Genomic DNA, 21,282 nt, shown 5'->3' on the forward strand with positions numbered 1-21,282 from the left:
AATGGGTGTCTGGATCGATACGGACATGGGCTTCGACGACATCGCCGCAGTGCTTGTCGTCCTCCATGCCGGCGAAGACATCGATGGCGTCTCCCTTGTCTTCGGCAATACGCCGCTTGATCAGGTGAAGCGCAACGCCGCCGGCGCCGCACGCGCTTTCGGCTGGGCCTTTCCCATCCATGAAGGCCGCGCCCTGCCGGTGCTCGGTAAGCTCGAAACCGCCGAGCGCATCCTCGGCGAAGCCGGTATGCCGACCGCCGGGCTGACGCTGCCGCAAGCCGATGCGTTGCCATCGAGCGATGCCTTCGCTGCGCTTTGCGTTTGGCTGGAACAAGAAGGGCCGAGGCGGGTGCTTGCGCTCGGGCCGCTCACCAATCTCGCCGCACTTTGCCTTGCCCGCCCCGATCTGGCCGCGCGCATCACCGATCTCACCTGGATGGGCGGCGGGGTCACCGGCGGCAACCATACGGCTTCCGCCGAATTCAACGCCTTCGCCGATCCAGAGGCACTGGCCATCGTGCTTGCGCACGGCTTGCCGCTGCGCATGGTCGATCTCGATCTTTGCCGCAAGGTCTTCGCCTACCCGGCCGACGTGGCACCGATCCGTTCGGCCGGCGGCGCCAATGCGGTGCTGATCGCCGATCTGCTTGCCGGATACATCTCGATCGGAACCCGCCGTGGACGGCCGGGCATGGCGATCTATGATCCTTGCGCCGCCGTCGCCTTCGTCAATCCGGGAGCCGTGTCCTTCCGAAGTGCGCGTATCGATGTCGAGCTCGGCGGTTCGCTCACGCGCGGGCGCACCGTCGTCGAAACGCGCGAAAGCCATGCGACCTTCAATGCTGAATACGCAGTCGACGCTCATGTGGAAACGACTCGAGCACAGATCCTCGGCGCCCTGATGAAGGAGGCGCAGCAATGAGTGCCGTACGGCAGCCTCAAGACCTGATCGATGCGGCGCTCCGCACTCGAGCCGTGGCAGCAGCGCGCGGCGACGAACCGTTTGAGGTTCTGATACAGGGCGGAACGCTGGTGGACGTGGTGACGGGCGAGCTTCGCCCGGCCGATATCGGTATCGTCGGAGCGTTGATTGCGAGCGTCCATGAGCCCGCCGCGCGCCGCGATGCGGCAACCGTCATCGATGCGAGCGGCACCTTCGTTTCTCCGGGCCTGATCGACACGCATATGCATGTCGAAAGCTCGATGGTTACGCCGGCGAATTACGCCAATGCAGTGCTGCCGCGTGGCGTCACGACGGTCGTCTGGGATCCGCACGAGTTCGGCAATGTCAACGGCGTCGCCGGCGTGCGCTGGGCGGTGGATGCCATTGCCGGGCTGCCACTGCGCACGGTCTTGCTGGCGCCTTCCAGCGTGCCGTCTGCACCCGGGCTGGAACGGGCCGGCGCCGATTTCGATGCCGGCGTGATCGCCGACATCCTGAGCTGGCCGGAAATCGGCGGCATCGCCGAGATGATGAACATGCGCGGCGTCATCGACGGCGAGGCGCGGATCAGTGCGATCGTCCAGGCGGGGCTCGCAGCCGGCAAGCCGGTCAACGGTCATGCGCGCGGCCTTAAGGGCGCAGATTTGCAGGCTTTCGTCGCTGCCGGCGTCAGCTCTGACCATGAGCTCGTCTCGGGCGATGATCTGATGGAAAAGCTCAGGGCAGGTCTGTCGATCGAATTACGCGGCTCGCACGATCACTTGCTGCCGGAATTCGTCAAGATGCTCAATAGCTTGGGCCATCTTCCACAGACGGTGACGCTCTGCACCGACGACGTTTTCCCCGACGACCTCGCCCAGGCCGGGGGTCTTGATGACGTCGTTCGCCGGTTGGTCCGCTATGGTTTGCCTGCTGAATGGGCGCTTCGGGCGGCGACGCTGAATGGGGCAGTTCGGCTGGGCCGGCAAGATCTCGGTGTGATCGCGCCGGGGCGTCGGGCGGATATCGTGCTCTTCGATGATCTCGTCGAATTTCGCGCACGCACGGTCGTCGCAAGCGGCAAGACGATTGCCAGTGCCGGCCGGATGATCGAGCCGTTGACCGGTCTCGCTGCGGATAGGCTGCACGGCACGATGAAGATCGCCCCGCTTTCGGAGAACGATTTCCGCATTGGCGCGGATGGCGTGAAAGTGCGCGTCGCGACCATCGATCGCCCGCGCTTTACCCAGTGGGCCGAAGCCATTGCCGAAGTCGAGGACGGTTTCATTGTTCCGCCCGAAGGTACGACGATGATTGCGGTGGCGCATCGCCACGGGCGCGCCGACAGCCTGCCGCGCGTCGGTCTCCTGTCAGGCTGGGGCCACTGGCGCGGCGCCTTTGCGACCACGGTCTCGCATGACAGCCATAACCTCACCGTCTTCGGCGGCAATGCGGCCGATATGGCGGTTGCCGCCAACGCAGTGATTGCTGCCGGCGGCGGTATGGCCGCGGCGTCCGGCGGCAAGGTCGACGCGCTCCTGCCGTTGCCGCTCGCCGGACTGGTCTCGGAGGATCCACTGGAAGAGGTCGCCGCAAGCTTTGCCGAACTCCGGGAGGCCGTCGGCCGCATCGTCGACTGGCAACCGCCATATCTGGTCTTCAAGGCCTGCTTCGGTGCGACGCTCGCTTGCAATGCAGGACCGCACCAGACCGACCGCGGCATCGCCGATGTCGTCACCGGCAAGCTGATGGAAAGCCCTGTTCTGGAAGTGCTTGAAGCGTGAGCGGCATGAGCTGCCCACCAGGGGGGCTCATGAAAGCGGGGGGCAAAGCCGTAGCAGCAGCTCGCCTCACGCTTCAGGAAAACGATCTAAACGTCTGGAATCTGGCGCTTTTGGACGGCCTTCCGTCTCTGCGCCTGGTACGCGCTATGCGGCGCGTGCGAGTTCCTGCTCGACCAGCGTCGACCAGAAGGCAACGCCCGGCCCGATCGCCGCATCGTTGAAATCATAGGCAGTGTTGTGGTGGAGCGCGCCATCGACGGCGGGCCCGTTGCCGAGCCAGACGTAGCAGCCGGGCGCTTCAAGCCCGAAGAAGGCGAAGTCGTCGCCTGCCGTCGAGGGCGGGAACGCCGTGCGGGTCTTTGCACCGAAGATCGTCTGGGCCGCCTTCAACGCCCGCGCACTGGCATCGGTGTCGTTGACGACAGGCGGAATGCGGCGCTCGAATTCATAATCGACGGAAATCCCGTACATTTCGGCCGTGCCGCGTGCGAGCCGGCCGATCTCCCTTTCGAGCTGGTCGCGGACTTCGGGCGTATAGGCTCGGGCGGTACCGCCGATCTCCACCACATCGGGGATGACGTTCAGCGCCTTCGGGTCGCCGGCGCGCACGGAACAGGCGCTGACGACGGCCGGCTGCAGCGGATCGACGACACGGCCGACGATCGATTGCAGCGACGCGAGGAACGTGCCGGCAGCCGTCACCGGATCGCGACCGAGATGCGGCTTGGCGCCATGGGTGCCGACGCCGCGGAAGGTGAGCCGCCAGCTATCCGATGAGGCAAGCTGGGGGCCTGCGACGACGGCCATTTCGTCCGCATCGAGGCCGGGCATATTGTGCAGGCCGTAAACGGCATCGCAGGGGAAGAGCTCGAAGAGCCCATCCTCGACCATGCGCTTCGCGCCGCCTCGCCCCTCTTCGGCCGGCTGGAAGATGAAGTGCACGGTGCCGGAGAAATTGCGCGTCTTCGCCAGATGGCGAGCGGCACCAAGCAGCATCGCGGTGTGGCCGTCATGGCCGCAGGCATGCATCTTGCCGGGCTCCCGGGATTTGTAGGGGCGATCGGCGACTTCCGGCATGGCCAGCGCGTCCATGTCGGCACGAAGGCCGATGGTGCGTGTGCCATTGCCCACCTGCAGCGTGCCGATGACGCCGGTTTTTCCCAAGCCACGGTGAACCTTTAAGCCCGCCTCTTCAAGCCATTTGGCAACGAGCTCGCTGGTGCGCACCTCCTCGAAACCCAATTCCGGATGGGCATGTAGATCGCGACGGAAGTCGGTGAGGAAGGTGAGGTCGTCGGCTATTCCGTCTGGCAGGCGCATCGGCAAGCATTCCCATGTTTCATCCGGTGAAAGGGCTTGTGAATTCCGCGCACTTTGCTCGGCCCGCGGTGCCCTTTCGGTTTGATCGAAGTCGCAAACGGTATAGACGAAAACCGCCGGGACCAGAACAGCCAGCGGCCTTTTTGATCGCCTATCATTCCAGGCGAAAGCATGCAGACGAGGACGAAACCGATGCAGCCCCATGACTTCTGGCAGGATATCTATCCACCGAAAAGCTTCGACATTCAGGCGGGTTATCGGGATTTCTTCCCAGCGACACTCGGTGATAACAGTCAGATCCTGTTGCCGATCCGGCCGCTCGGCGACGGCAAGCACGCGCTCGCTTCCTTGATCGTCAATCAAGCCAGCTTTGCCGTCGAGGACGGACTGGCAACCGAACTTGCAGCAAAGCTCGCGTCCTTCGAACCGGATGTCGTCGCAGGCCTGCCGACGCTCGGTCTGACGCTTGCCTCCGCCGTTGCGCGCAAGCTCGGCCACAGCCGCTACGTGCCGCTCGGGACGTCCCGGAAGTTCTGGTACGTGGATGACCTGTCGGTGCCACTTTCCTCGATCACCACGCCCGACCAGAAGAAGCGGCTCTATGTTGATCCGCGCATGCTGCCGCTGCTTGAGGGGAAACGCGTGGCGCTGATCGACGATGTGATCTCCAGCGGCACGTCGATCGTTGCAGGACTCACGCTGATGGAGGCCTGTGGCATCGCGCCAGTCGCGATCGGCGCTGCCATGCTGCAGACCGAGCGCTGGCGCCAACCGCTTGCCGAGCTTGCACCCCATTGGCCTGAGCGTGTCGTCGGGGTGTTCCAAACGCCGATGCTTCAGCGCGACGAGAATGACATCTGGCGTGCCGTTTAGGTTATTGATGCGCCGGAAGCGATACGACGAAGCAGGCGCCCCCGTCCGACGGAGCCTGATAGCGGACCGCGCCGCCGTGGCGCTCAGCGATCTGGCGCACCAAGGCCAGCCCCAATCCCCAGCCGCCTGAGGCCTCGCCGCGTCCCGAAGGGCGGTAGAAGGGCTCGAAAACGCGAGTGCTCTCGTTCTCCGGTATGCCCGGGCCGTGATCGCGAACCCTGAGTTCAACCGTGCTGCCTGCTCGCGAAACGGTGGCCGTGACAGGAGGACGACCGTGGCGTCGCGCGTTCTGCATGAGGTTGCGCACGAGCCTGCCGAGTAAGCGCACATCGCCTCTGACAATCGCGGCGACGCCGGTGACGTCGATACCGTTGCGCACGCCTTCTTCCGAGACCAATGCCAGAAGATCGATGGGCTCGAGCGCATCGAGCCTCTCGATATGGTCGAGCCGGCTTGCCAGCAGGATCTCCTCGACCAGGGTGTCGAGCTCTGCGAGGTTGCGGACGATCTCCTCCTTGCGGTTGTCGTCCGGGGCCTGTTCATAGAGGTCGATCGCCATCCGCAGGCGCGCGAGCGGTGAGCGCAGTTCGTGGCTGGCATTGGCGAGAAGTGCGCGATGCGATTTGATCAGCCGCTCGACATGATCGGCCGCCTTGTTGAAGCTCTTCGCCACCGCCGCAACCTCATCGCTGCCATCGTAGGGCACACGCGCCACGAAATCGCCGGCGCCCCAGGCATCCACGCCTGCGCGCAGCCGTTCCAGCCGACGGGTCAAGTGGCGCACAACCGGATAGGCTGCAAGCCCGATGACGCCGGCAATCAAGGCCAGATAGGCGAGCGGATTGCGGCCGGACGGACGGAAAGGCGGCGCCATCCGCACGGCGACCGTGCGTCCGTCGGGCAACGCGGTCACCATGGTATGGAACCGGCCTCTGCCATGAGGCCACGATCCGTCTACCGCGTCAGGTGGTAGCGGCCGACCGGCATTGGCGATCAGCTTGCCTTGCGGATCGTAGACGGCGATGTCGGCGCCTAAGCCCTTTGAAAAACGCTGCAGCGTCTCCTCGATCGACCGCTGGTCCATGTCGGGCGGGATAAGCGTCGCGACGAACCGGGCGCGCTGGCTCTGCCAACTGGAGTCATCCTCGTCCTGCCCCAGCCACACGAACGCGGCACTGGCGATGGCGACCGCCGCAAGGCTCGCCAGCAGTGTCAAGTAGATCTTCAGGAACAGCCGGCTGCGCATCGCCTATCTCTCATCGTCCTGAAAGCGGGCGAAAACATAACCGGCGCCGCGCACCGTGATGATGCGCCTTGGATGCTTGGGATCGGTCTCGATGGCCGCCCTGATGCGCGACACGTGGACGTCGATGGAGCGATCGAATGCATCCAGCTCCTCGCCTTTGACCATGTCCATCAATTGCTCCCGCGACAGAATGCGGCCGGCATTCTCGGCAAGCGCCACGAGCAAGTCGAACTGGTAGCTGGTCAACGCACATTCATGGCCGTCGACCCTGACCGAGCGGGAGCCAGGATCGATCTCCAGCCGTCCGAAGCGAAAGGCCCGTGAAGTGGCCGCACGCCCGTGCCGGCGACGCAGGATCGCCTTCAACCGCGCCAGCAATTCGCGCGGGTTGAAGGGCTTGGGCAGATAATCGTCGGCGCCGAGCTCCAGCCCAACGATACGGTCTGTCTCTTCACCTTTGGCGGTGAGCATCAGGATAGGCACGTCAGAGACCGAACGCATACGCCGACAGGCTTCGAAGCCGTCAAGATCCGGCAGCATGATATCGAGAATGACAACGTCCGGCGCACGGCGGCCGAGGTCGGTAAGGCCCGCCATGGCCGTCGCCACCGTGTTTACGGTGTAACCGTTTCCTGAAAGATAGTCGGCGAGCATGGCGGAAAGGCGCGTGTCGTCGTCAACGATCAGGACCCGTTCCACCATCGCTTCTCGCTCCGTTTTGTAGCCTTCAGGCGCGCGCCTCATGAGAAGCGCGCAGACGCCGTAGCACGTCAAATCGCTGCATGCTCTTGTTCTTAAATCGGCTCCAAGGAAAGATGCAGCAGCTGAGCCAGTCTTACCACCGACCGTGGCCTCCGCGCTCCTTCAAATGCTCGGCGAGCTTGGCGCGCTGTTCTGGTGTCAGCACCTCGGCGGCGTCGATGAGCGCGGTCGTCATCTTGCGCGAGGCCGCGTCGATGGCTGCGATGCGCTCACTGCGCAGTTTTTCAGCCGCGGCGCGGTCGATCGTCGGCGAGCCGAGAAGTTCGATAACCTGGTCACGCGTCTCGCGGAAGTCCCGGAAAGTGGGCCTGATCTCAGCGCGCGCCGTGTCGATGATGTCCCAAAGCTTGTCTTCCTGCTCGGACGTCGCATCCAGTTCATCGAGCATGGAACCGATCCGGTGTTCCATAAAGCCGCCACCTCCCATGTATGCGTGCATCATGTGGCCGCCCATTCCGAAGCCGAAATCGCTGCGTGCGGCTGCAAAACCGATCCCGCCGATAACCGTGGCGGCTGCGAGGCCGCCGATCAGGAGGCGTCGGCCCCATCGCTTCGGGGCGGGTCCACCCGCGGCCGGGCTCGCCAGCGTCTTGTCCTCGTTTTCCATTGCCAGTCTCCTTTCAGTCCGCAGCAGTTGCTGCGGTGAAGAAAATCTAGCGGGCCAACGTTTCGAGCGTTCCGCGCAAATGTAAAGAAATGTAAAGCCAGCCGCATGCCGACCTTCCGCCGCGTTGGCTTGGACGCGGCGGCGCCGGAAGCAAAGGCGTCAAGAGTAGGGCCGGATCACACAGATTGACCAAGCATTCGCCGGCGCAAGCCTGCTGCCGGCCCTACGAGACGAGAACCTCGTGGCGGTGGAGAGGGGTGCAATGGAGGCCTTGATCATCTCAATGCCGAGCTTCTAATGGACAAGCATGGTGCCGACTGAAGTCTCGGCTCATCACCGAGCTCGCGCCGGATCATGCAGCCTCGATGTCCGTGCGCGAGAAATCATCGCCTTTATAGAGCAACGGTTCGCTGCGTGTCTTGGCCAGCGCATACGAAAAGCAATCCCCATAGTTCAGACCGGCGGGATGTCGGCCCTTGCCATAACTGCGCCAGGCTCGCCTTGCCACCGCGATCTGCTCTGCGTCGACGGCGACGATTTCGACACTCGCCTTGTAAAGCCACAGATCAAGCTCTGCGGCACCTGCCTCGCCGAGGCGCGCTTCAATGACGATGGCGAGTTCCAGGACTGTCGCGGCGGAAATGAAGCGCCGTGGAGCGTCAACGACTTTTTGTTCGTAGGTTTCTGCTTCCGGCTCATTAAATGCGATCGCGACGATGGCGGACGTGTCGATTACCATCAGCTCGGAAGTCCGTTTTCGTCATACCCTAGAATCTCGTCGGCAGAGCGGTTGTCGAGAACCGGAAGCTTGGCCCAACGTTTGCGGCTGGAAGCGAGCTCTTCGAGAAGGACATCGCGATTTCCCACGTTTGCGAGGCGTCGCAGCCGTTCCTCCAGTGCCCGGCGGGTCGCCATGGTAATGGTCTCGCCGGTTTTCTCGGCCAGTGCCTTTGCGAGACGTTCCGTCTCTAGATCCTTAATGCTGAGAGCCATTCTGGTGCCTTGGTTCCTAATCGTCTATATTCTACCTTGCCTCGGCCGAGGCGCAAGCGCCTGGACGTCGTATCTGGTCGAAACCTTCCAGAAACTTGAGCGCAAGCGTATACCAGTCTGCCACGTTGGTTCCAAATCGATCCGGGGTGGAGTTAGGCGATTTGCTCGAAATCGGTGGTTTTTGTGGTTTGCGGTTGGCGGGTAATTGCGCCCGCGAAAATTCGAGCGACCATCGGGGAACGGAGAGGGTACCGAGGATACATGGGATCGACCATGGGGGCTTGAGCGAAGCGGTCGTCGGCGAGAGCACGCCGTTGTCATGAGCAACGAGAGCACCGAAAGCCTTTGTCTACGGCCGTCGCAACTGGCTCTGGAAACGTCAAAAGCCATTGCTCAACATCCCATGAAGAGGCCAAGCGGAGAGTGCAATGAATTTCGGCTCTACTGACCAACGGCCTGAGCCGGACCTCATTGAAGTCCAAGGCGCCTCCACCATCGCGCAAGCGCCTCGGAGTATTGGGCCAGCCGCGCTGCGGCAACACCCTATTTCGTCGGTCTTACCTGATAGTAGACCGTCGACTGCGCGCCGGTCGCCTTGGCAATCGTATAGACGTCATAGGAGGCCTGCGGATCGTCGCCCATGCCGAGCGAGCCTGAGGGCATGCCGGGGACGGCGAGGCCGGCGATATCGGGCCGCTCAGACAGAAGCTTGCGGACTGCTTCCAGCGGCACGTGGCCCTCGATGACATAGCCGTCGATGACGGCGGTGTGGCAGCCTTCAATGTCGGCCGGCACTGCGAAGCGCGTCTTGATGACCGACATATCGGCTTCGTCGTGGATGTCGACCTTGTAGCCGGCTGCCTCCATCGCTTCGGCCCATTGCTCGCAACAGCCGCATTGCGGATCCTTGTAGATGGCCATGGTGCCCGTTGCCGCCGCAGCGCCTGTCGCAAAGAGGGTGATGCCCGCAATCGCGCCTGCAACGAAATGCCTGCGTAACACGTCCATCGGACGCTCCTTTCCCGTTTCTGCTTGATGAGAGGATTGTGGCGCCCGGGCCGCGCGAAGTCGACCCGGGCTCATTGTCGCAGTTACTTGATTTCGGTCACGGTCAGTTTGCCGTTGACCCGGTCGGCGACGAATTCGATCGCGGCACCTTCCTTGAGCTTGGCCAGCAGAGCGTCGTCGCCGACGCGGAACACCATGGTCATGGCCGGCATGTCGAGGTTCTTCAGGTCCTCGTGGTCGATCGTCACCTTCTTGGCCTTGGTGTCGATCTTCTTGACGACGCCCTTGGTGAACTCCGCCGCCTGGACGGGGAGGGCAAACGTTGCGGTGACAGCGAGCGCGAGCGCCGCGAAGAGGGCACGTACTGTCTTCATGGTTTCATCCTTTCCTTTTGCTCTTGGTTACTTCTTCACGACGTCGAGCGGACCGTGCATGCCGGCGTCGTAGTGGCCGGGCACCAGGCAAGCGAACTCGAAGGTGCCGTCATTGGTGAAGGTCCAGTAGATGTCGCCGGACTTGCCGGGCTCGAGGCGAATGGCGTTCGGGTCGTCGTGCTCCATGTCGGGAAACTTCTCCATGGTGGCCTTGTGTTCCTGGATCGTCGCCTTGTCGTCGAGGACGAATTCGTGAGCGAGTTCGCCTGCGTTCTTGATCGCGAAGTGGACCGTCTGACCCTGTCGGACCTTGATGGTCGCCGGGGCGAAGATCATCTTGCCGTCGTCGGTTTCCTTCATGGTGATGCGGATCGTCTGGGTCGCCTTTTTCTTGTCGCCGGCTTCGCCAATGGACACCTTGCCGTGGCCACCGGCATGGCTGCCGCTGGCAAGTGCCTGGGAGGAAAGGGCGGAGGCGGCAATGAGTGCCAGAGCGAAAGCTGTCTTCTTCATCGTATGTTTCCTGGTGGATTTGAGAGAGTTCATTGCGATCTGCCGTTCCGTCATGGTTTCGGCGTGATCACGGTCTTGGCATCCTTGGCCCGAGTTGCTTCCGGCAGTTCGCCGGTCCACTCCCAGGCTTGCGTTCCCGGCGGGTTTTCGTACCAGCCGGGGTCGTTGTAATCGCCGGCAGAGATGCCCTCGCGCACCTTCACCACCGAGAACATGCCGCCCATCTCCAGCGCGCCGTGCGGACCCCAGCCGGTCATCATCGGGATCGTGTTGTCGGGGAGCGGCATTTCCATTTCGCCCATATCGGCCATGCCGGCCGTACCCATGGGCATGTAGTCGGGCTTGACCTTGCGGATCTTCGCCGCGACCGATTTCTTGTCGGCGCCGATGAAGGTCGGGATGTCGTGTCCCATCGCATTCATCGTGTGGTGCGACTTGTGGCAGTGGATCGCCCAGTCGCCCTCGTACTTGGCGTCGAATTCGTAGGCGCGCATGGCGCCTACAGGAATGTCGATCGACACTTCCGGCCAGCGCGCCTCGGGGCGCACCCAGCCGCCATCGGTGCAGGTCACCTCGAAATCGTAGCCGTGCATGTGGATCGGATGGTTGGTCATGGTGAGGTTTCCGACCCGCACGCGCACCCGGTCGTTCTTGGAAACAACCAGCGAATCGATGTCCGGGAAGATGCGGCTGTTCCAGCACCACATGTTGAAGTCGGTCATTTCCATGATGCGCGGGACATAGGTGCCGGGATCGATGTCATAGGCGTTGAGCAGGAACACGAAGTCGCGGTCGACGCGCATGAAGTTCGGATCCTTCGGGTGCACCACGAAGAAGCCCATCATGCCCATCGCCATCTGCACCATCTCGTCGGCATGCGGGTGGTACATGAAGGTGCCGGACTTCACGAGGTCGAACTCGTAGACATAGGTCTTGCCGGCTGGAATATGCGGCTGCGACAGGCCGCCGACGCCATCCATGCCCGACGGCAGGATCATGCCGTGCCAATGGATGGTGGTGTGCTCCGGCAGCTTATTGGTGACGAAGATCCTGACGCGGTCGCCTTCGACCGCCTCGATCGTCGGACCCGGTGACTGGCCGTTATAGCCCCACAGATAGGCGGTCATGCCATCCGCCATTTCCCGTTCGACCGGCTCGGCAACCAGGTGGAACTCCTTGACGCCGTTGTTCATGCGGTGGGGCAGCGTCCAGCCGTTGAGGGTGACGACGGGATTGTAGTCGGGTCCGCTCGTCGGAACGAGAGGCTTCTGCGTGGTGGCGTTGTCCATGCTTGCCGCTTCGGGCAGGCCGGTGTTGGAGGTCTGGGCCCAGGCGGCGGTCGAAACGAGAGCTGCGCCGGCGCCGAGGAAGTGCCTTCTGTTGAACATGACGTGATCCTTCTTAATGTCCTGCGCCGCCGGCTTCGGCCGCTGCCGGTGCCGCTGCTGCTCCAGCCGATCCGCCTGATCCGCCCCCATGGATGGCTGTCATCAGATCGGCATCGGCCAGCCAGAAATCGCGCTTCGCGTTAACGGCAAGCACCGTCGAGTTCACCTTGGCCCTGACGTCGGCAAGCAGTTCGAAGGTGCTGGTGATCATGCCGTTGTAGCTGAGCGTCGCTTCCTCCTCGATCTTCGTTCGCAGCGGCACGACATTGTTGCGGTAGTGCCGAGCAATCTCGTAGCGCGAGCGATAGGCCTCATAGGCCGAGCGTGCTTCCGAGCGGATGTTGACCGCCTTTTCCGCAAGCAGGTTCGCCGCCCGCATATGGGCGAGTTCGGCCTTGCGCATGCGCGCACTTCCGTTATCGAAAATCGGGATGACGAATTCGAGCTCGAATTGCCCTGTTGTCTCGACCTCGGTGTCGTGATCCTCGCGCTCCCGCTCGGTTTCGGCGCCGGCGACCAATTCAAGATCGGTCACGTAGCGGGTCGCTTCGGTCAGTTGGTAGGACTTCGCCACGGCTTCGAGATCGAGCCGCGCGATCTGGAGGTCGACGCGGCGCTTCAAAGCTTCCGCCTCGATGCTGTCTTTGCGGGCGAGCGTCTTCGGCAGGTTCGGCAGGCGGTTCGGGACCTGGTAGTCAACGTCGGCGCCCCAGAGGCCCATCAGCCGTGTGAGGTTTTCCTTGGCAAGACGCGCCGCAAGCCGGGCTTCGGCCGCCTGGCCGGCGAGTTCCGCGTTGAAGACGTGCTCACGCGCCTGATTGCCCTTGCCCATGGCACCGGTCTCGCCGAGTTTCGCCGCCAGTTCGGAAGAGGCGTCCGCCGCAGCCTGTGCTTGGCTGAGCTGCCCGACGGTTTCCCATGCAGCGACTACTTCGATCCAGGCGCGGCGCGTTTCGGCGGCAAGCTGCAAGGTGCTGAGTGCCGCGTCGAGCTGTGCCTGGCGGAAGCGCGCATCGGCGACGGCGATATTCTTGTCGCGGGTCAGGAGTGCCAGGATGTTGGTGGTGACGAGACCCTCGATAGCTTTGTACGCTTGCAACTCCGGTGTGCCGATGCCGGTCGTGCCGATCGAGACGGTGGGGTTGAGGAACAGCGTCGCCTGCCAGGCATCCGCTGATGCATCGCCCAGATCGGCATAGGCCGCCTGCAGCCCCTTGTTGTTGAGAAGGGCGATCTGAACGGCGGTGTCGGCGTCGACCGTTTTGCGCTTCAGCAGCGCTTTGACCTCGGCATTGACCTTGTCGGCCTGTTCGCGATTCTGGATCCAGACGCTTTTCTTGGTCGCCGCCGTGGAGATCTTGGCATCCACGGTCGCAAAGCCGGCATCCTTCGCCGAATATTCGGCATTGGTGGCGCAGCCAGCAAGCACGAGCGGCAGTCCGATCGCTGCCACGAGATTGAAACGACCGAGCCTCATGACGCGTCTCCCTTGGCGGTTGACTGCGCGTCGTTGAGCGGACCCCAGGCCTTGGGGCCGGTCGGTTCGCGATGGGTGTAGCCCGAAATGGGGCTACGGTACTGCGTGCTTCGAATGCCGCTGGAGCTGTCAGCGGGATCGCCAAGGCTTGAAACCTCGGCAGGCAAAGTGGCAGCGCATCCGCCCAGGATGATGGGCAGGAGCGCCATGGAAAACAATCGTTTCATGGTCAAACCTGAAATGTGAAGGGCAGAGATCGGCGACGACAGGAAACAGACCGGGCGGGCCTCGTCGCGGACCGCGCTACAGCGCCGTGCGCCTCACTGGACGCGCAAAGCTTGCTGTAACACTTTGAATTACTGCAGGTTCAGCCCCTCAAATCGGCTAGGATCAAGGGAAACATGCATTCGCGGTCACGGATTCGCGAAGTCAGGCTCTTGGGGGACGATGAAGTCCGTCGAGCTCACCCGGAGTGAGCTGCGGGTGTGGTCCAAAATTGCGGACCGAGCGTGGGAAAGCAGGATGGCTCCCGTCGGCATCGCCAAGCACTGCCACGGCGGCGCAGAAGGTCTTGCAGCAATCCTTCTTGTCGCTCTTGCCGTTTTCCTGGCTCGGCTCCACCTTGCCCTTGTCGAGGCTCGGGCAGTGCTCGGTCGCAACTTGCGTCGGATTGGCGGACGCCTCGATCTGCATCGAGCCATGCGCGGCCGCATGCATCATGCCGGAGGCGGTGGAAAAGGGCAGCAGGGCCAGCGACAAAGCGATCGCCAGCTTCAGCGCAATCCGCAAACGCAGATATATGATTCGCACCTTTTCCATGATCGATCCGTAGAAACGCAGTTGATTCCTGTCAATGCGGCTGGCGCTCAGCCGCGTCACAAACGCGTGAGACCGGGCCAGGCGCACCGGTGTCATCCGTGCCGCCGGTTACGAACCGGATCGATGCCGGCCGTGCCGAAGCGGGCGGGCTCCGTCGCCTTGCCCGGCGTATTTCCGGCGTCGGCGAGGTCATCGAGAATGGGACATTCCGGGCGTCCGTCGCCGTTGCAATGGGCGGCGAGATATTTGAGCGTCCGGCTCATCGCCTTCAGTTCCTCGGCCTTGCGCTCCAGGATATCCACATGTTCGAGCGCAATCTTCTTGACCTCACCGCTGGCGCGTGACCGGTCGCGCCAAAGCGCCAGAAGATCCGCCATTTGCTCGACGGTGAAGCCGAGATCCCGCGAACGGCGGATGAAGCGCAGTGTGTGGATGTCGTTTTCGCCATAGTTGCGGTAGCCGGCCTCGCTGCGATCGGCCGGTGGAATGAGACCGATCGTCTCGTAATAGCGGATCATTTTCGTCGAAACGCCAGAGGCGCGTGAGGCTTCACCGATATTCATGATTTCATCCTTGCTACCGCCTTGCGGCCATTCCCTTCGAATATAGGGGCTCTCCCCGGCTGCCGCCACGCGACGGCAGGAGACCGGGGAGAATGCCAGTTATGCCGTGCGTGCTGCGGCCACCGGGCGAAACGCCCTGAGGCGCAAGGCATTGCCGAGCACGAAGACGCTGGAGAGCGCCATGGCGCCGGCTGCGAAGATCGGCGACAGCAGGAGCTCGTAGGGCGGATAGAGCGCTCCGGCGGCAACCGGGATCAGCACCGCATTGTAGGCGAAGGCCCAGAAGAGATTCTCCTTGATGTTGCGGATCGTTGCCTTGGACAGTGCGATGGCATTTGGAACACCCAGGAGATCACCGGACATCAGCACGACATCGGCACTTTCGATGGCGACATCCGTGCCGGTGCCGATCGCAAGCCCGACATCGGCTTCGGCCAGCGCCGGTGCATCGTTGATGCCATCGCCGACGAAGGCAACCGCGCGTCCGCCTTCCTTCAGCTTCTTCAGAGCAGCAACCTTGCCGTCCGGCAGGACTTCGGCAATGACCTCGTCGATGCCGAGCTTGGCGGCAATGGCTTCCGCGGTGCGACGGTTGTCGCCGGTAATCATCGCGACCTTGAGGCCGAGATCGTGCAGTATGCGGATCGCCTGCGGCGTTGTTTCCTTGATTGGGTCGGCAACGGCGATGATTGCCGCGAGCTTGCCGTCGATCGCCGTATAGAGCGGGCTCTTGCCTTCCGAGCCAAGACGGGCCGCCTGCTCGGCAAAGGCGGAGACATCGAGCTTCAGCTGCGCCATCAGCCGGTCTGCGCCGACATGGATGGTGCGGCCCGTGACCTCAGCGCTGGCACCGAAGCCGGGAATGGCTTCGAACCTCGCGGGCTCAGCGATTGCCAGACCTTTTGCCTTGGCCGCCTCGACGATCGCCTCGGCAATCGGGTGCTCGGAGCGGGTCTCGACGGCGGCGACCAATGCCAGCACGGCGTCACGTTCAAAGCCCTCGGCAGTTTCGAGGTCGGTGAGTTCCGGCCGGCCCTTGGTCAAGGTGCCGGTCTTGTCGACGGCGATGACGGTGGCATTGCGCAGCGTCTGCAGCGCCTCGCCCTTGCGGAAGAGAACGCCCATTTCGGCGGCGCGGCCGGTGCCGACCATGATCGACGTCGGAGTGGCAAGGCCCATGGCGCAGGGGCAGGCGATGATCAGCACCGCAACGCCGTTGACCAGCGCGAAGGTCAGGGCCGGATCGGGGCCGAAGACCAGCCAGATGCCGAAGGTGACGAGAGCAACGGTGATGACCGCGGGCACGAACCAGGCGGTGACGCGGTCGACCAGCGACTGGATCGGTAGCTTGGCGCCCTGAGCCTGTTCGACCATCTTGATGATCTGCGCCAGCACCGTGTCGGCGCCAACCTTGGTCGCACGGAAGGTGAAGGAGCCTGTCTTGTTGATGGTGCCGCCGACGACTTCACTGCCCGCGATCTTTTCGACCGGAACCGGTTCGCCCGTAATCATCAATTCGTCGACATAGGAGTTGCCGTCGATGACGCTGCCATCCACCGGCACCCGGTCGCCGGGGCGCACGAGTACGGTGTCGCCGGTGTGGACATCGGAGAGCGGGACCTCGATCGTTTCGCCGTCGCGAACGACGCGGGCAGTCTTGGCCTGCAGGCCCATCAGATGCTTGATCGCCTCGGAGGTCCGACCCTTGGCGCGCGCTTCGAGGAAACGGCCGAGCAATATCAGCGTGACGATGACGGCCGCGGCCTCGTAATAGACGTTGGCGGTACCGTCAGGCAGGAGGTCCGGCGCAAAGGTTGCGACGACCGAATAGATCCAGGCGGCGGAGGTACCGATCGCGACCAGCGAGTTCATGTCCGGAGCCAGGCGGAAGAGGGCAGGCACGCCCTTCTGATAGAAGCGCAGGCCCGGGCCGAAGAGCACCAGCGTCGTCAGCACGAACTGCAGGTACCAGCTTTCCTGCATGCCGATATTGGTCATGACGAAATCATGCACTGCCGGGACGAAGTGCGAGCCCATTTCGAGCACGAAGATCGGCAGCGTCAGCACACCTGCCAGCAACAGCGAGCGGGCGAGCTTTCGGGTCTCCTGTTCGCGCTTTTCGCCTTCACGATCGACGCTGTCGTCGCCGGTGATGCGCTTGGCCGAGTAGCCGGCAACACGAACCGCCTCTTCGAGCGCCGCGGCCGTTGCGATCCCCTTCGTCACGCGGACCGAAGCGCGCTCGGTCGCCAGATTGACGTTGGCTTCGGTGACACCCGGCACCGTCTTCAGTGCCTTTTCGATGCGGGCGACACAGGAGGCGCAGGTCATGCCTTCGATGGTGAACTCGATCGTGTCTTCGGCCGCGCCGTAACCGGCATTTTCGATGGCCTTGACGATATCGGCCGATTTGGTGCCGGCATCGAAGCGAACGTCGGCGCGCTCGGTCGCAAGGTTGACCGAGGCCGCAGTCACGCCCGGGACGGCGCGAATCGCCTTTTCGACGCGTGCAACGCAGGAGGCGCAGGTCATGCCCTCGACGGGAATGCTGGCGCTGAAAGCGGCGGAAATCGCTTCGACGTCGTTATTTCTAATGGGGGTCACCGATCCCATGATCGTGCTCCTTTCACAGTCTTTTATCGCAATCTGGGCCTTCCAGCGATGGGAAGGTCGAGGGTGCCGCCGAACTTCCGTGCGACGAAATGAGAGATGAACTTCAGTGCGTTTGGTAGGTCTCAAAGCTTCCTATGACGGGAAGGTAGGGGTTCCCACCGTTGGAAGGTCAAGGGCAGGGCTTATAAATTTCTTCCGCTGGACGGAGAGCGCTTTCGGCGAACTACGAACCAAAGAAAAACGCCCCGACATGGCCGGGACGTTTGGTCGGAAGTTATCCGCACGGAGCATCGTCAGAGCGCGTGGCTCTCGTAGCCGGAAGCCTTCAGGGCGTCGCCGATTGCATCGGGGCCGGCAGCGGTCTCGACGCTGACCTCCCTGTTGCCGAGATCGACCTTGATCGTCGCCTGCGGGTCGACGCTCAGGATCGCCTTCTGGACGGCACCGGCGCAGTGGCCGCAGGTCATGTTGTCGATCTTGTAGGTCTGCATGCTTGTCTCCTTCGTTTCGTTGTGAGAGAAACATGGCGGTTCCCACCCTTGGAAGGTCAAGAGGGCCTCCCAACATATTTTTCAAGGGTTTATTGGCCCATTCAGGTGGTAGCGGACACGCGAAAGACGCCGTTTGGGCGCCGACTAATGCTCCGAAAAATTTGAAAGTCTTTCATAATCGATCCCGGGAATGGACGGCTAGCGGTCCGGCTCCGGAAGACGCACAATCCAAAGGCTGTGCAAAAGGCATTCGCGTCGTCTGAAAGAGGGCGGACGATCGCCAGCCGGCACGAACCGAGAGCGGTTCGTGAAGCGATCGACCCGGAAACCCCGGGCGTTTCGAAATGCACTGAGCGGGAACTGGAGGAGACGGTTTCCCGATCTCTGTCGTTCGGCTGCGTCGTGGTGACGCCGCCAAGGGAGGAAAGATGTTTGAACGACTATTCAAGCTGAAAGAGCATCAGACGACGGCGCGCACCGAGGTGATCGCCGGTATTACGACATTCCTGACGATGTCCTACATCATCTTCGTCAACCCCGACATCCTGTCGAGCACGGGCATGGATAGGGATGCCGTCTTCGTCGCAACCTGTATCGCTGCGGCCCTCGGTTCTGCCGTCATGGCGCTTGTCGCCAACTGGCCGATCGGCATGGCGCCCGGCATGGGCCTCAACGCCTTTTTCGCCTTCACCGTGGTCGCCGCCCTCGGCTTCACCTGGCAGCAGGCGCTGGGCGCGGTCTTCATCTCGGGCGTGATCTTCCTGATCCTGACCGTCACCGGTGTCAGAAGCTGGCTGATCGCCGGGATTCCGCATTCGCTCAGAAGTGCGATCGCCACCGGTATCGGCCTCTTCCTCGGCATCATCGCCTTGAAGAACGCCGGCATCGTCGTCGACAATCAGGCAACGCTCGTCGGCCTCGGCGATCTCAAACAGACTGGACCGTTGCTTGCCATCCTCGGCTTCTTCGTCATCGCCGTGCTCGACGCACTGAAGGTTCGCGGCTCAATCCTGATCGGCATCCTGGTCGTCACGGTTCTGTCGATGATCCTCGGCGTCAGCGAGTTCAAGGGGGTCGTCTCGGTACCGCCAAGCATTGCGCCAACCTTCCTGCAGTTGGACATCATGGGCGCCCTGCATGGCGGCCTGCTGCATGTCATCCTCGTCTTCGTTCTCGTCGAAGTCTTTGACGCCACCGGCACGCTGATCGGTGTCGCCAAGCGCGCCAAGCTGGTCGAAGAGGGCAAGCCGAGCCGTCTCGGTCGCGCGCTTCTCGCCGACAGCACGGCGATCGTCGCCGGCTCGCTGATCGGAACCAGCAGCACCACCGCCTATGTCGAAAGCGCTTCGGGCGTTCAGGCCGGCGGCCGTACCGGGCTGACTGCGCTCACCGTCTGCGTGCTTTTCCTGGCAGCGCTGTTCTTCTCGCCGCTGGCGGCCGCCGTTCCGTCCTATGCAACGGCTCCGGCTCTGCTCTACGTCGCCGGCCTGATGATGCGCGAGCTGACCGAAGTCGACTGGGACGACCTGACGGAAGCGGCACCGGCTGCGCTCACCGCGCTCGCCATGCCCTTCACCTACTCGATCGCCAATGGTCTTGCGTTCGGTTTCGTCAGCTACGTCGTCTTGAAGGTCTGCACCGGCAAATGGAGCGTCATCCACCCGGCAACCCAGATCGTTGCGGCGCTCTTCATCGTCCGCTTCGCGTTCTTTGCAGGATGACGAAAATTGGCCAAGGCATGCCGCCTCGACCAATCAGAACTTCCCCGTAAGTGCTAGCCGGAGCAACGAAATGTCGCTCCGGCCCTTTTGTGTCGATTTGGTTTTAAAATACGCAAATCCGGACGGATAACCGCTTCAAACTTTTCCTGGATCTGCTCAGTATTGCCCCGCCGGCAGGTGCACCACCAGGCCATCGAGCTCCGCCGTGACCATGATCTGACAGCTCAGGCGACTTCTCTCGTTCGGGTTGACGACGCACTCGATCATGTCCTGCTCCTGGAATTCGGGCACCGGCAATCGCTCGGTCCATTCTCCGTCGATGTAACAATGACAAGTGCCGCAGGCGCAGGAGCCGCCGCACTCGGCGGCGATGGCGTCGATGCCGTTCTGCACGGCGGCGGACATCAGCGATTGACCGACCTCCGCCTGCACTTCCTTCGTCGTGCCGTCCGCGCCGATGAAGACGATCTTGGGCATGGGTATTCTCCGGTTCTTGAAAATGTTGGTGTCGGTTCGGGTCAGGCCGGGCGGATGGCGATTTTCAGCCGCTTGGGGCCGCGGACCGAGAGCCCGCGCTTGTATTCCGGTTCCCGGTCGACGAGTTCGATGATGGGGCAGCGGCGAAGCAGCGTGCTGAAGATGATATCCATGTCGAGACGTGCGAGATGGTTGCCGAGGCAGAAATGCACGCCGCCACCGAAGGCGAGGTGCCGGTTGGGCGTGCGGCCGATGTCGAAGGCATCGGCATTCTCGAACTGCTTCGGATCGCGGTTGGCAGCACCGTAGAGCAGGCCGAACTTGGTGCCCCGTTCGAAGCGCCGGCCGCAGATTTCGACATCCTCGACGCAATGGCGATGGAAAAACGGAAGCGGCAACTCGTAGCGGAACATCTCCTGCACGCCGGTCTGGATCAGGCCGGGATCGTTGCGCAACCGCGCCATCTGTTCGGGGAAACGCAGGAGCGCATGCATGCCGCTGCCGAGTACGTCGATCGTCGAGCCGTGGCCAGCCATCAGGATCAGCATGCAGGTCGAGATGAACTCGTCGAAGTTCATTGCGCCGGAGCGTTCCGCTTCGATCAGCACCGAAATTAGGTCATCCTTCGGCGCCCGCTCGCGCTCGGCCTTCAGCGCCGTCAGATATTCGTAGAATTCGGTCGTGTTGTCCTCGGCGATCTTCTTGCGGGCGTCGGAGCGGTCGACGTCGAAGAATTGCACGATGTTCTCCGACCAGATGCGAAGCTGGGGACAGTCTTCGTCCGGAACGCCGAGTAGGCGGCCGATGATATGGCCGGGAACGTGGGCGGCCAGGTCGTCGACGAAATCGATCTCGCCGCGATCGGCAAGGCTGTCGATCAGGCGGTCGACATAGGCCTGGATCTGGTCGCGAAGCTTGGCGATCATGGCCGGCGTGAACAGCTTGAACACCTGCTTGCGCAGCCGGTCGTGCACCGCGCCGTCGCTATCGAGCAAGCTGAACTGCACGAAGCGCTCGTGGTGCGGCATGTCATGCCAATTGCCGGCGCGCTGCAGTTCCGCCAACTCCTCCGCCGTCGCGATGTCCTCCAGCGAGCGCACCATGCGCTTGTCCATGACGATTGCCGAAACGTCCTCGAAGCGCGAAGCCAGCCAAATGTCGAAGTCCGGGAAATAATGCAGCCCCTCCTTCTCGCGCAAAGCGCGGTAGGTCGGATAGGGATCGCGGGCAAAATCCGGGGACAGCGGCGCGAAGATCAAATCCGCTATTTCGCTGTTCGACGCGGCTTCGGTCATGGGCAACACTCCGTGCATAAAGCTGCATGATAGCGT

General features: G+C 62.7%; 22 protein-coding genes. 4 read left to right on the forward strand and 18 right to left on the reverse strand.

Features of this window, described 5'->3' with window-relative positions:
• Position 1 precedes the first annotated feature (1 nt).
• The gene (locus tag AC1Z3V_RS10435) at positions 2–922 is read left to right on the forward strand and encodes a nucleoside hydrolase (protein WP_483498653.1); all 921 of its coding nucleotides are present in this window, start codon (positions 2–4) and stop codon (positions 920–922) included.
• The gene (locus AC1Z3V_RS10440) at positions 919–2,706 is read left to right on the forward strand and encodes an adenine deaminase (RefSeq protein WP_483498655.1); all 1,788 of its coding nucleotides are present in this window, start codon (positions 919–921) and stop codon (positions 2,704–2,706) included. The genes AC1Z3V_RS10435 and AC1Z3V_RS10440 overlap by 4 nt, the downstream gene beginning before the upstream one ends.
• 144 nt (positions 2,707–2,850) lie before the next feature.
• Here the strand turns inward: AC1Z3V_RS10440 and AC1Z3V_RS10445 are convergent, their stop codons facing one another.
• Entirely contained in the window at positions 2,851–4,026 is a 1,176-nt protein-coding gene (locus AC1Z3V_RS10445; RefSeq protein ID WP_483498657.1) for a M20 aminoacylase family protein, read from the reverse strand.
• Between the two features lie 171 nt (positions 4,027–4,197).
• On the opposite strand from AC1Z3V_RS10445, the gene AC1Z3V_RS10450 reads away from it, so the two are divergent.
• Entirely contained in the window at positions 4,198–4,899 is a 702-nt protein-coding gene (locus tag AC1Z3V_RS10450; RefSeq protein ID WP_483498659.1) for a phosphoribosyltransferase, read from the forward strand.
• Position 4,900: 1 nt separating this feature from the next.
• Here the strand turns inward: AC1Z3V_RS10450 and AC1Z3V_RS10455 are convergent, their stop codons facing one another.
• From AC1Z3V_RS10455 to AC1Z3V_RS10525, 15 genes are all read right to left on the reverse strand, one after another.
• Positions 4,901–6,145: a sensor histidine kinase gene (locus tag AC1Z3V_RS10455; protein WP_483498661.1), complete on the reverse strand. Its 1,245-nt coding sequence runs from the start codon at positions 6,143–6,145 to the stop codon at positions 4,901–4,903.
• A gap of 3 nt (positions 6,146–6,148) precedes the next feature.
• The gene (locus AC1Z3V_RS10460) at positions 6,149–6,847 is read right to left on the reverse strand and encodes a response regulator (RefSeq protein WP_483498663.1); all 699 of its coding nucleotides are present in this window, start codon (positions 6,845–6,847) and stop codon (positions 6,149–6,151) included.
• 133 nt (positions 6,848–6,980) lie between these two features.
• Entirely contained in the window at positions 6,981–7,514 is a 534-nt protein-coding gene (locus tag AC1Z3V_RS10465) for a Spy/CpxP family protein refolding chaperone (protein WP_483498665.1), read from the reverse strand.
• 352 nt (positions 7,515–7,866) lie between these two features.
• Positions 7,867–8,253, reverse strand: a complete 387-nt coding sequence (locus AC1Z3V_RS10470; protein ID WP_483498666.1) for a type II toxin-antitoxin system VapC family toxin — start codon at positions 8,251–8,253, stop codon at positions 7,867–7,869.
• Positions 8,253–8,507: a type II toxin-antitoxin system VapB family antitoxin gene (locus AC1Z3V_RS10475; RefSeq protein ID WP_429811240.1), complete on the reverse strand. Its 255-nt coding sequence runs from the start codon at positions 8,505–8,507 to the stop codon at positions 8,253–8,255. Before AC1Z3V_RS10475 ends, AC1Z3V_RS10470 begins: the two co-directional genes overlap by 1 nt.
• A 543-nt stretch (positions 8,508–9,050) precedes the next feature.
• Complete coding sequence (locus AC1Z3V_RS10480; RefSeq protein WP_483498667.1) at positions 9,051–9,515, reverse strand: DUF411 domain-containing protein; 465 nt, start codon at positions 9,513–9,515, stop codon at positions 9,051–9,053.
• Positions 9,516–9,598: 83 nt separating this feature from the next.
• Positions 9,599–9,889, reverse strand: a complete 291-nt coding sequence (locus AC1Z3V_RS10485) for a copper-binding protein (RefSeq protein WP_483498669.1) — start codon at positions 9,887–9,889, stop codon at positions 9,599–9,601.
• Positions 9,890–9,916: 27 nt separating this feature from the next.
• A complete protein-coding gene (locus AC1Z3V_RS10490; protein ID WP_483498670.1) occupies positions 9,917–10,402 on the reverse strand; it encodes a cupredoxin domain-containing protein in 486 nt (161 codons plus the stop codon).
• 50 nt (positions 10,403–10,452) lie between these two features.
• Positions 10,453–11,790, reverse strand: coding sequence for a multicopper oxidase family protein (locus AC1Z3V_RS10495; protein WP_483498672.1), 1,338 nt, complete (start codon positions 11,788–11,790; stop codon positions 10,453–10,455).
• A gap of 13 nt (positions 11,791–11,803) precedes the next feature.
• The gene (locus AC1Z3V_RS10500) at positions 11,804–13,267 is read right to left on the reverse strand and encodes a TolC family protein (RefSeq protein WP_483498673.1); all 1,464 of its coding nucleotides are present in this window, start codon (positions 13,265–13,267) and stop codon (positions 11,804–11,806) included.
• Positions 13,264–13,494 carry a hypothetical protein gene (locus AC1Z3V_RS10505; protein WP_173518693.1) on the reverse strand — a complete coding sequence of 77 codons (231 nt, stop codon included), beginning with the start codon at positions 13,492–13,494 and terminating at the stop codon, positions 13,264–13,266. Before AC1Z3V_RS10505 ends, AC1Z3V_RS10500 begins: the two co-directional genes overlap by 4 nt.
• Positions 13,495–13,696: 202 nt before the next feature.
• Entirely contained in the window at positions 13,697–14,086 is a 390-nt protein-coding gene (locus AC1Z3V_RS10510) for a hypothetical protein (RefSeq protein WP_483498675.1), read from the reverse strand.
• A gap of 92 nt (positions 14,087–14,178) precedes the next feature.
• Positions 14,179–14,649 (reverse strand): Cu(I)-responsive transcriptional regulator, encoded by a 471-nt coding sequence (gene cueR, locus AC1Z3V_RS10515; RefSeq protein WP_483498676.1) that lies wholly within the window; start codon positions 14,647–14,649, stop codon positions 14,179–14,181.
• A 99-nt stretch (positions 14,650–14,748) separates the two neighbouring features.
• Complete coding sequence (locus AC1Z3V_RS10520; RefSeq protein ID WP_483498677.1) at positions 14,749–17,262, reverse strand: heavy metal translocating P-type ATPase; 2,514 nt, start codon at positions 17,260–17,262, stop codon at positions 14,749–14,751.
• A gap of 293 nt (positions 17,263–17,555) precedes the next feature.
• On the reverse strand, positions 17,556–17,753 hold the full coding sequence (locus tag AC1Z3V_RS10525) for a heavy-metal-associated domain-containing protein (RefSeq protein WP_429811260.1): 198 nt from the start codon (positions 17,751–17,753) through the stop codon (positions 17,556–17,558).
• 428 nt (positions 17,754–18,181) lie between these two features.
• Between AC1Z3V_RS10525 and AC1Z3V_RS10530 the strand changes: the two genes are divergently transcribed.
• On the forward strand, positions 18,182–19,474 hold the full coding sequence (locus tag AC1Z3V_RS10530) for an NCS2 family permease (RefSeq protein ID WP_483498679.1): 1,293 nt from the start codon (positions 18,182–18,184) through the stop codon (positions 19,472–19,474).
• 156 nt (positions 19,475–19,630) lie between these two features.
• On the opposite strand, the gene AC1Z3V_RS10535 is transcribed toward AC1Z3V_RS10530, so the two are convergent.
• The gene (locus tag AC1Z3V_RS10535; RefSeq protein WP_483498680.1) at positions 19,631–19,951 is read right to left on the reverse strand and encodes a 2Fe-2S iron-sulfur cluster-binding protein; all 321 of its coding nucleotides are present in this window, start codon (positions 19,949–19,951) and stop codon (positions 19,631–19,633) included.
• 41 nt (positions 19,952–19,992) lie between these two features.
• Complete coding sequence (locus AC1Z3V_RS10540) at positions 19,993–21,246, reverse strand: cytochrome P450 (RefSeq protein WP_483498681.1); 1,254 nt, start codon at positions 21,244–21,246, stop codon at positions 19,993–19,995.
• Between the last annotated feature and the right edge of the window lie 36 nt (positions 21,247–21,282).

This window comes from Ensifer sp. 38_S197 (assembly GCF_056924495.1).

What these genes read in the sequence shown, in the direction of transcription:
- AC1Z3V_RS10435 (WP_483498653.1), top strand. Translation starts at nt 2, where the DNA reads ATGGGTGTCTGGATCGATACGGACATGGGCTTCGACGACATCGCCGCA.
- AC1Z3V_RS10440 (WP_483498655.1), top strand. Translation starts at nt 919, where the DNA reads ATGAGTGCCGTACGGCAGCCTCAAGACCTGATCGATGCGGCGCTCCGC.
- AC1Z3V_RS10445 (WP_483498657.1), bottom strand. Translation starts at nt 4,026, where the DNA reads ATGCGCCTGCCAGACGGAATAGCCGACGACCTCACCTTCCTCACCGAC.
- AC1Z3V_RS10450 (WP_483498659.1), top strand. Translation starts at nt 4,198, where the DNA reads ATGCAGACGAGGACGAAACCGATGCAGCCCCATGACTTCTGGCAGGAT.
- AC1Z3V_RS10455 (WP_483498661.1), bottom strand. Translation starts at nt 6,145, where the DNA reads ATGCGCAGCCGGCTGTTCCTGAAGATCTACTTGACACTGCTGGCGAGC.
- AC1Z3V_RS10460 (WP_483498663.1), bottom strand. Translation starts at nt 6,847, where the DNA reads ATGGTGGAACGGGTCCTGATCGTTGACGACGACACGCGCCTTTCCGCC.
- AC1Z3V_RS10465 (WP_483498665.1), bottom strand. Translation starts at nt 7,514, where the DNA reads ATGGAAAACGAGGACAAGACGCTGGCGAGCCCGGCCGCGGGTGGACCC.
- AC1Z3V_RS10470 (WP_483498666.1), bottom strand. Translation starts at nt 8,253, where the DNA reads ATGGTAATCGACACGTCCGCCATCGTCGCGATCGCATTTAATGAGCCG.
- AC1Z3V_RS10475 (WP_429811240.1), bottom strand. Translation starts at nt 8,507, where the DNA reads ATGGCTCTCAGCATTAAGGATCTAGAGACGGAACGTCTCGCAAAGGCA.
- AC1Z3V_RS10480 (WP_483498667.1), bottom strand. Translation starts at nt 9,515, where the DNA reads ATGGACGTGTTACGCAGGCATTTCGTTGCAGGCGCGATTGCGGGCATC.
- AC1Z3V_RS10485 (WP_483498669.1), bottom strand. Translation starts at nt 9,889, where the DNA reads ATGAAGACAGTACGTGCCCTCTTCGCGGCGCTCGCGCTCGCTGTCACC.
- AC1Z3V_RS10490 (WP_483498670.1), bottom strand. Translation starts at nt 10,402, where the DNA reads ATGAAGAAGACAGCTTTCGCTCTGGCACTCATTGCCGCCTCCGCCCTT.
- AC1Z3V_RS10495 (WP_483498672.1), bottom strand. Translation starts at nt 11,790, where the DNA reads ATGTTCAACAGAAGGCACTTCCTCGGCGCCGGCGCAGCTCTCGTTTCG.
- AC1Z3V_RS10500 (WP_483498673.1), bottom strand. Translation starts at nt 13,267, where the DNA reads ATGAGGCTCGGTCGTTTCAATCTCGTGGCAGCGATCGGACTGCCGCTC.
- AC1Z3V_RS10505 (WP_173518693.1), bottom strand. Translation starts at nt 13,494, where the DNA reads ATGAAACGATTGTTTTCCATGGCGCTCCTGCCCATCATCCTGGGCGGA.
- AC1Z3V_RS10510 (WP_483498675.1), bottom strand. Translation starts at nt 14,086, where the DNA reads ATGGAAAAGGTGCGAATCATATATCTGCGTTTGCGGATTGCGCTGAAG.
- cueR (WP_483498676.1), bottom strand. Translation starts at nt 14,649, where the DNA reads ATGAATATCGGTGAAGCCTCACGCGCCTCTGGCGTTTCGACGAAAATG.
- AC1Z3V_RS10520 (WP_483498677.1), bottom strand. Translation starts at nt 17,262, where the DNA reads ATGGGATCGGTGACCCCCATTAGAAATAACGACGTCGAAGCGATTTCC.
- AC1Z3V_RS10525 (WP_429811260.1), bottom strand. Translation starts at nt 17,753, where the DNA reads ATGCAGACCTACAAGATCGACAACATGACCTGCGGCCACTGCGCCGGT.
- AC1Z3V_RS10530 (WP_483498679.1), top strand. Translation starts at nt 18,182, where the DNA reads ATGTTTGAACGACTATTCAAGCTGAAAGAGCATCAGACGACGGCGCGC.
- AC1Z3V_RS10535 (WP_483498680.1), bottom strand. Translation starts at nt 19,951, where the DNA reads ATGCCCAAGATCGTCTTCATCGGCGCGGACGGCACGACGAAGGAAGTG.
- AC1Z3V_RS10540 (WP_483498681.1), bottom strand. Translation starts at nt 21,246, where the DNA reads ATGACCGAAGCCGCGTCGAACAGCGAAATAGCGGATTTGATCTTCGCG.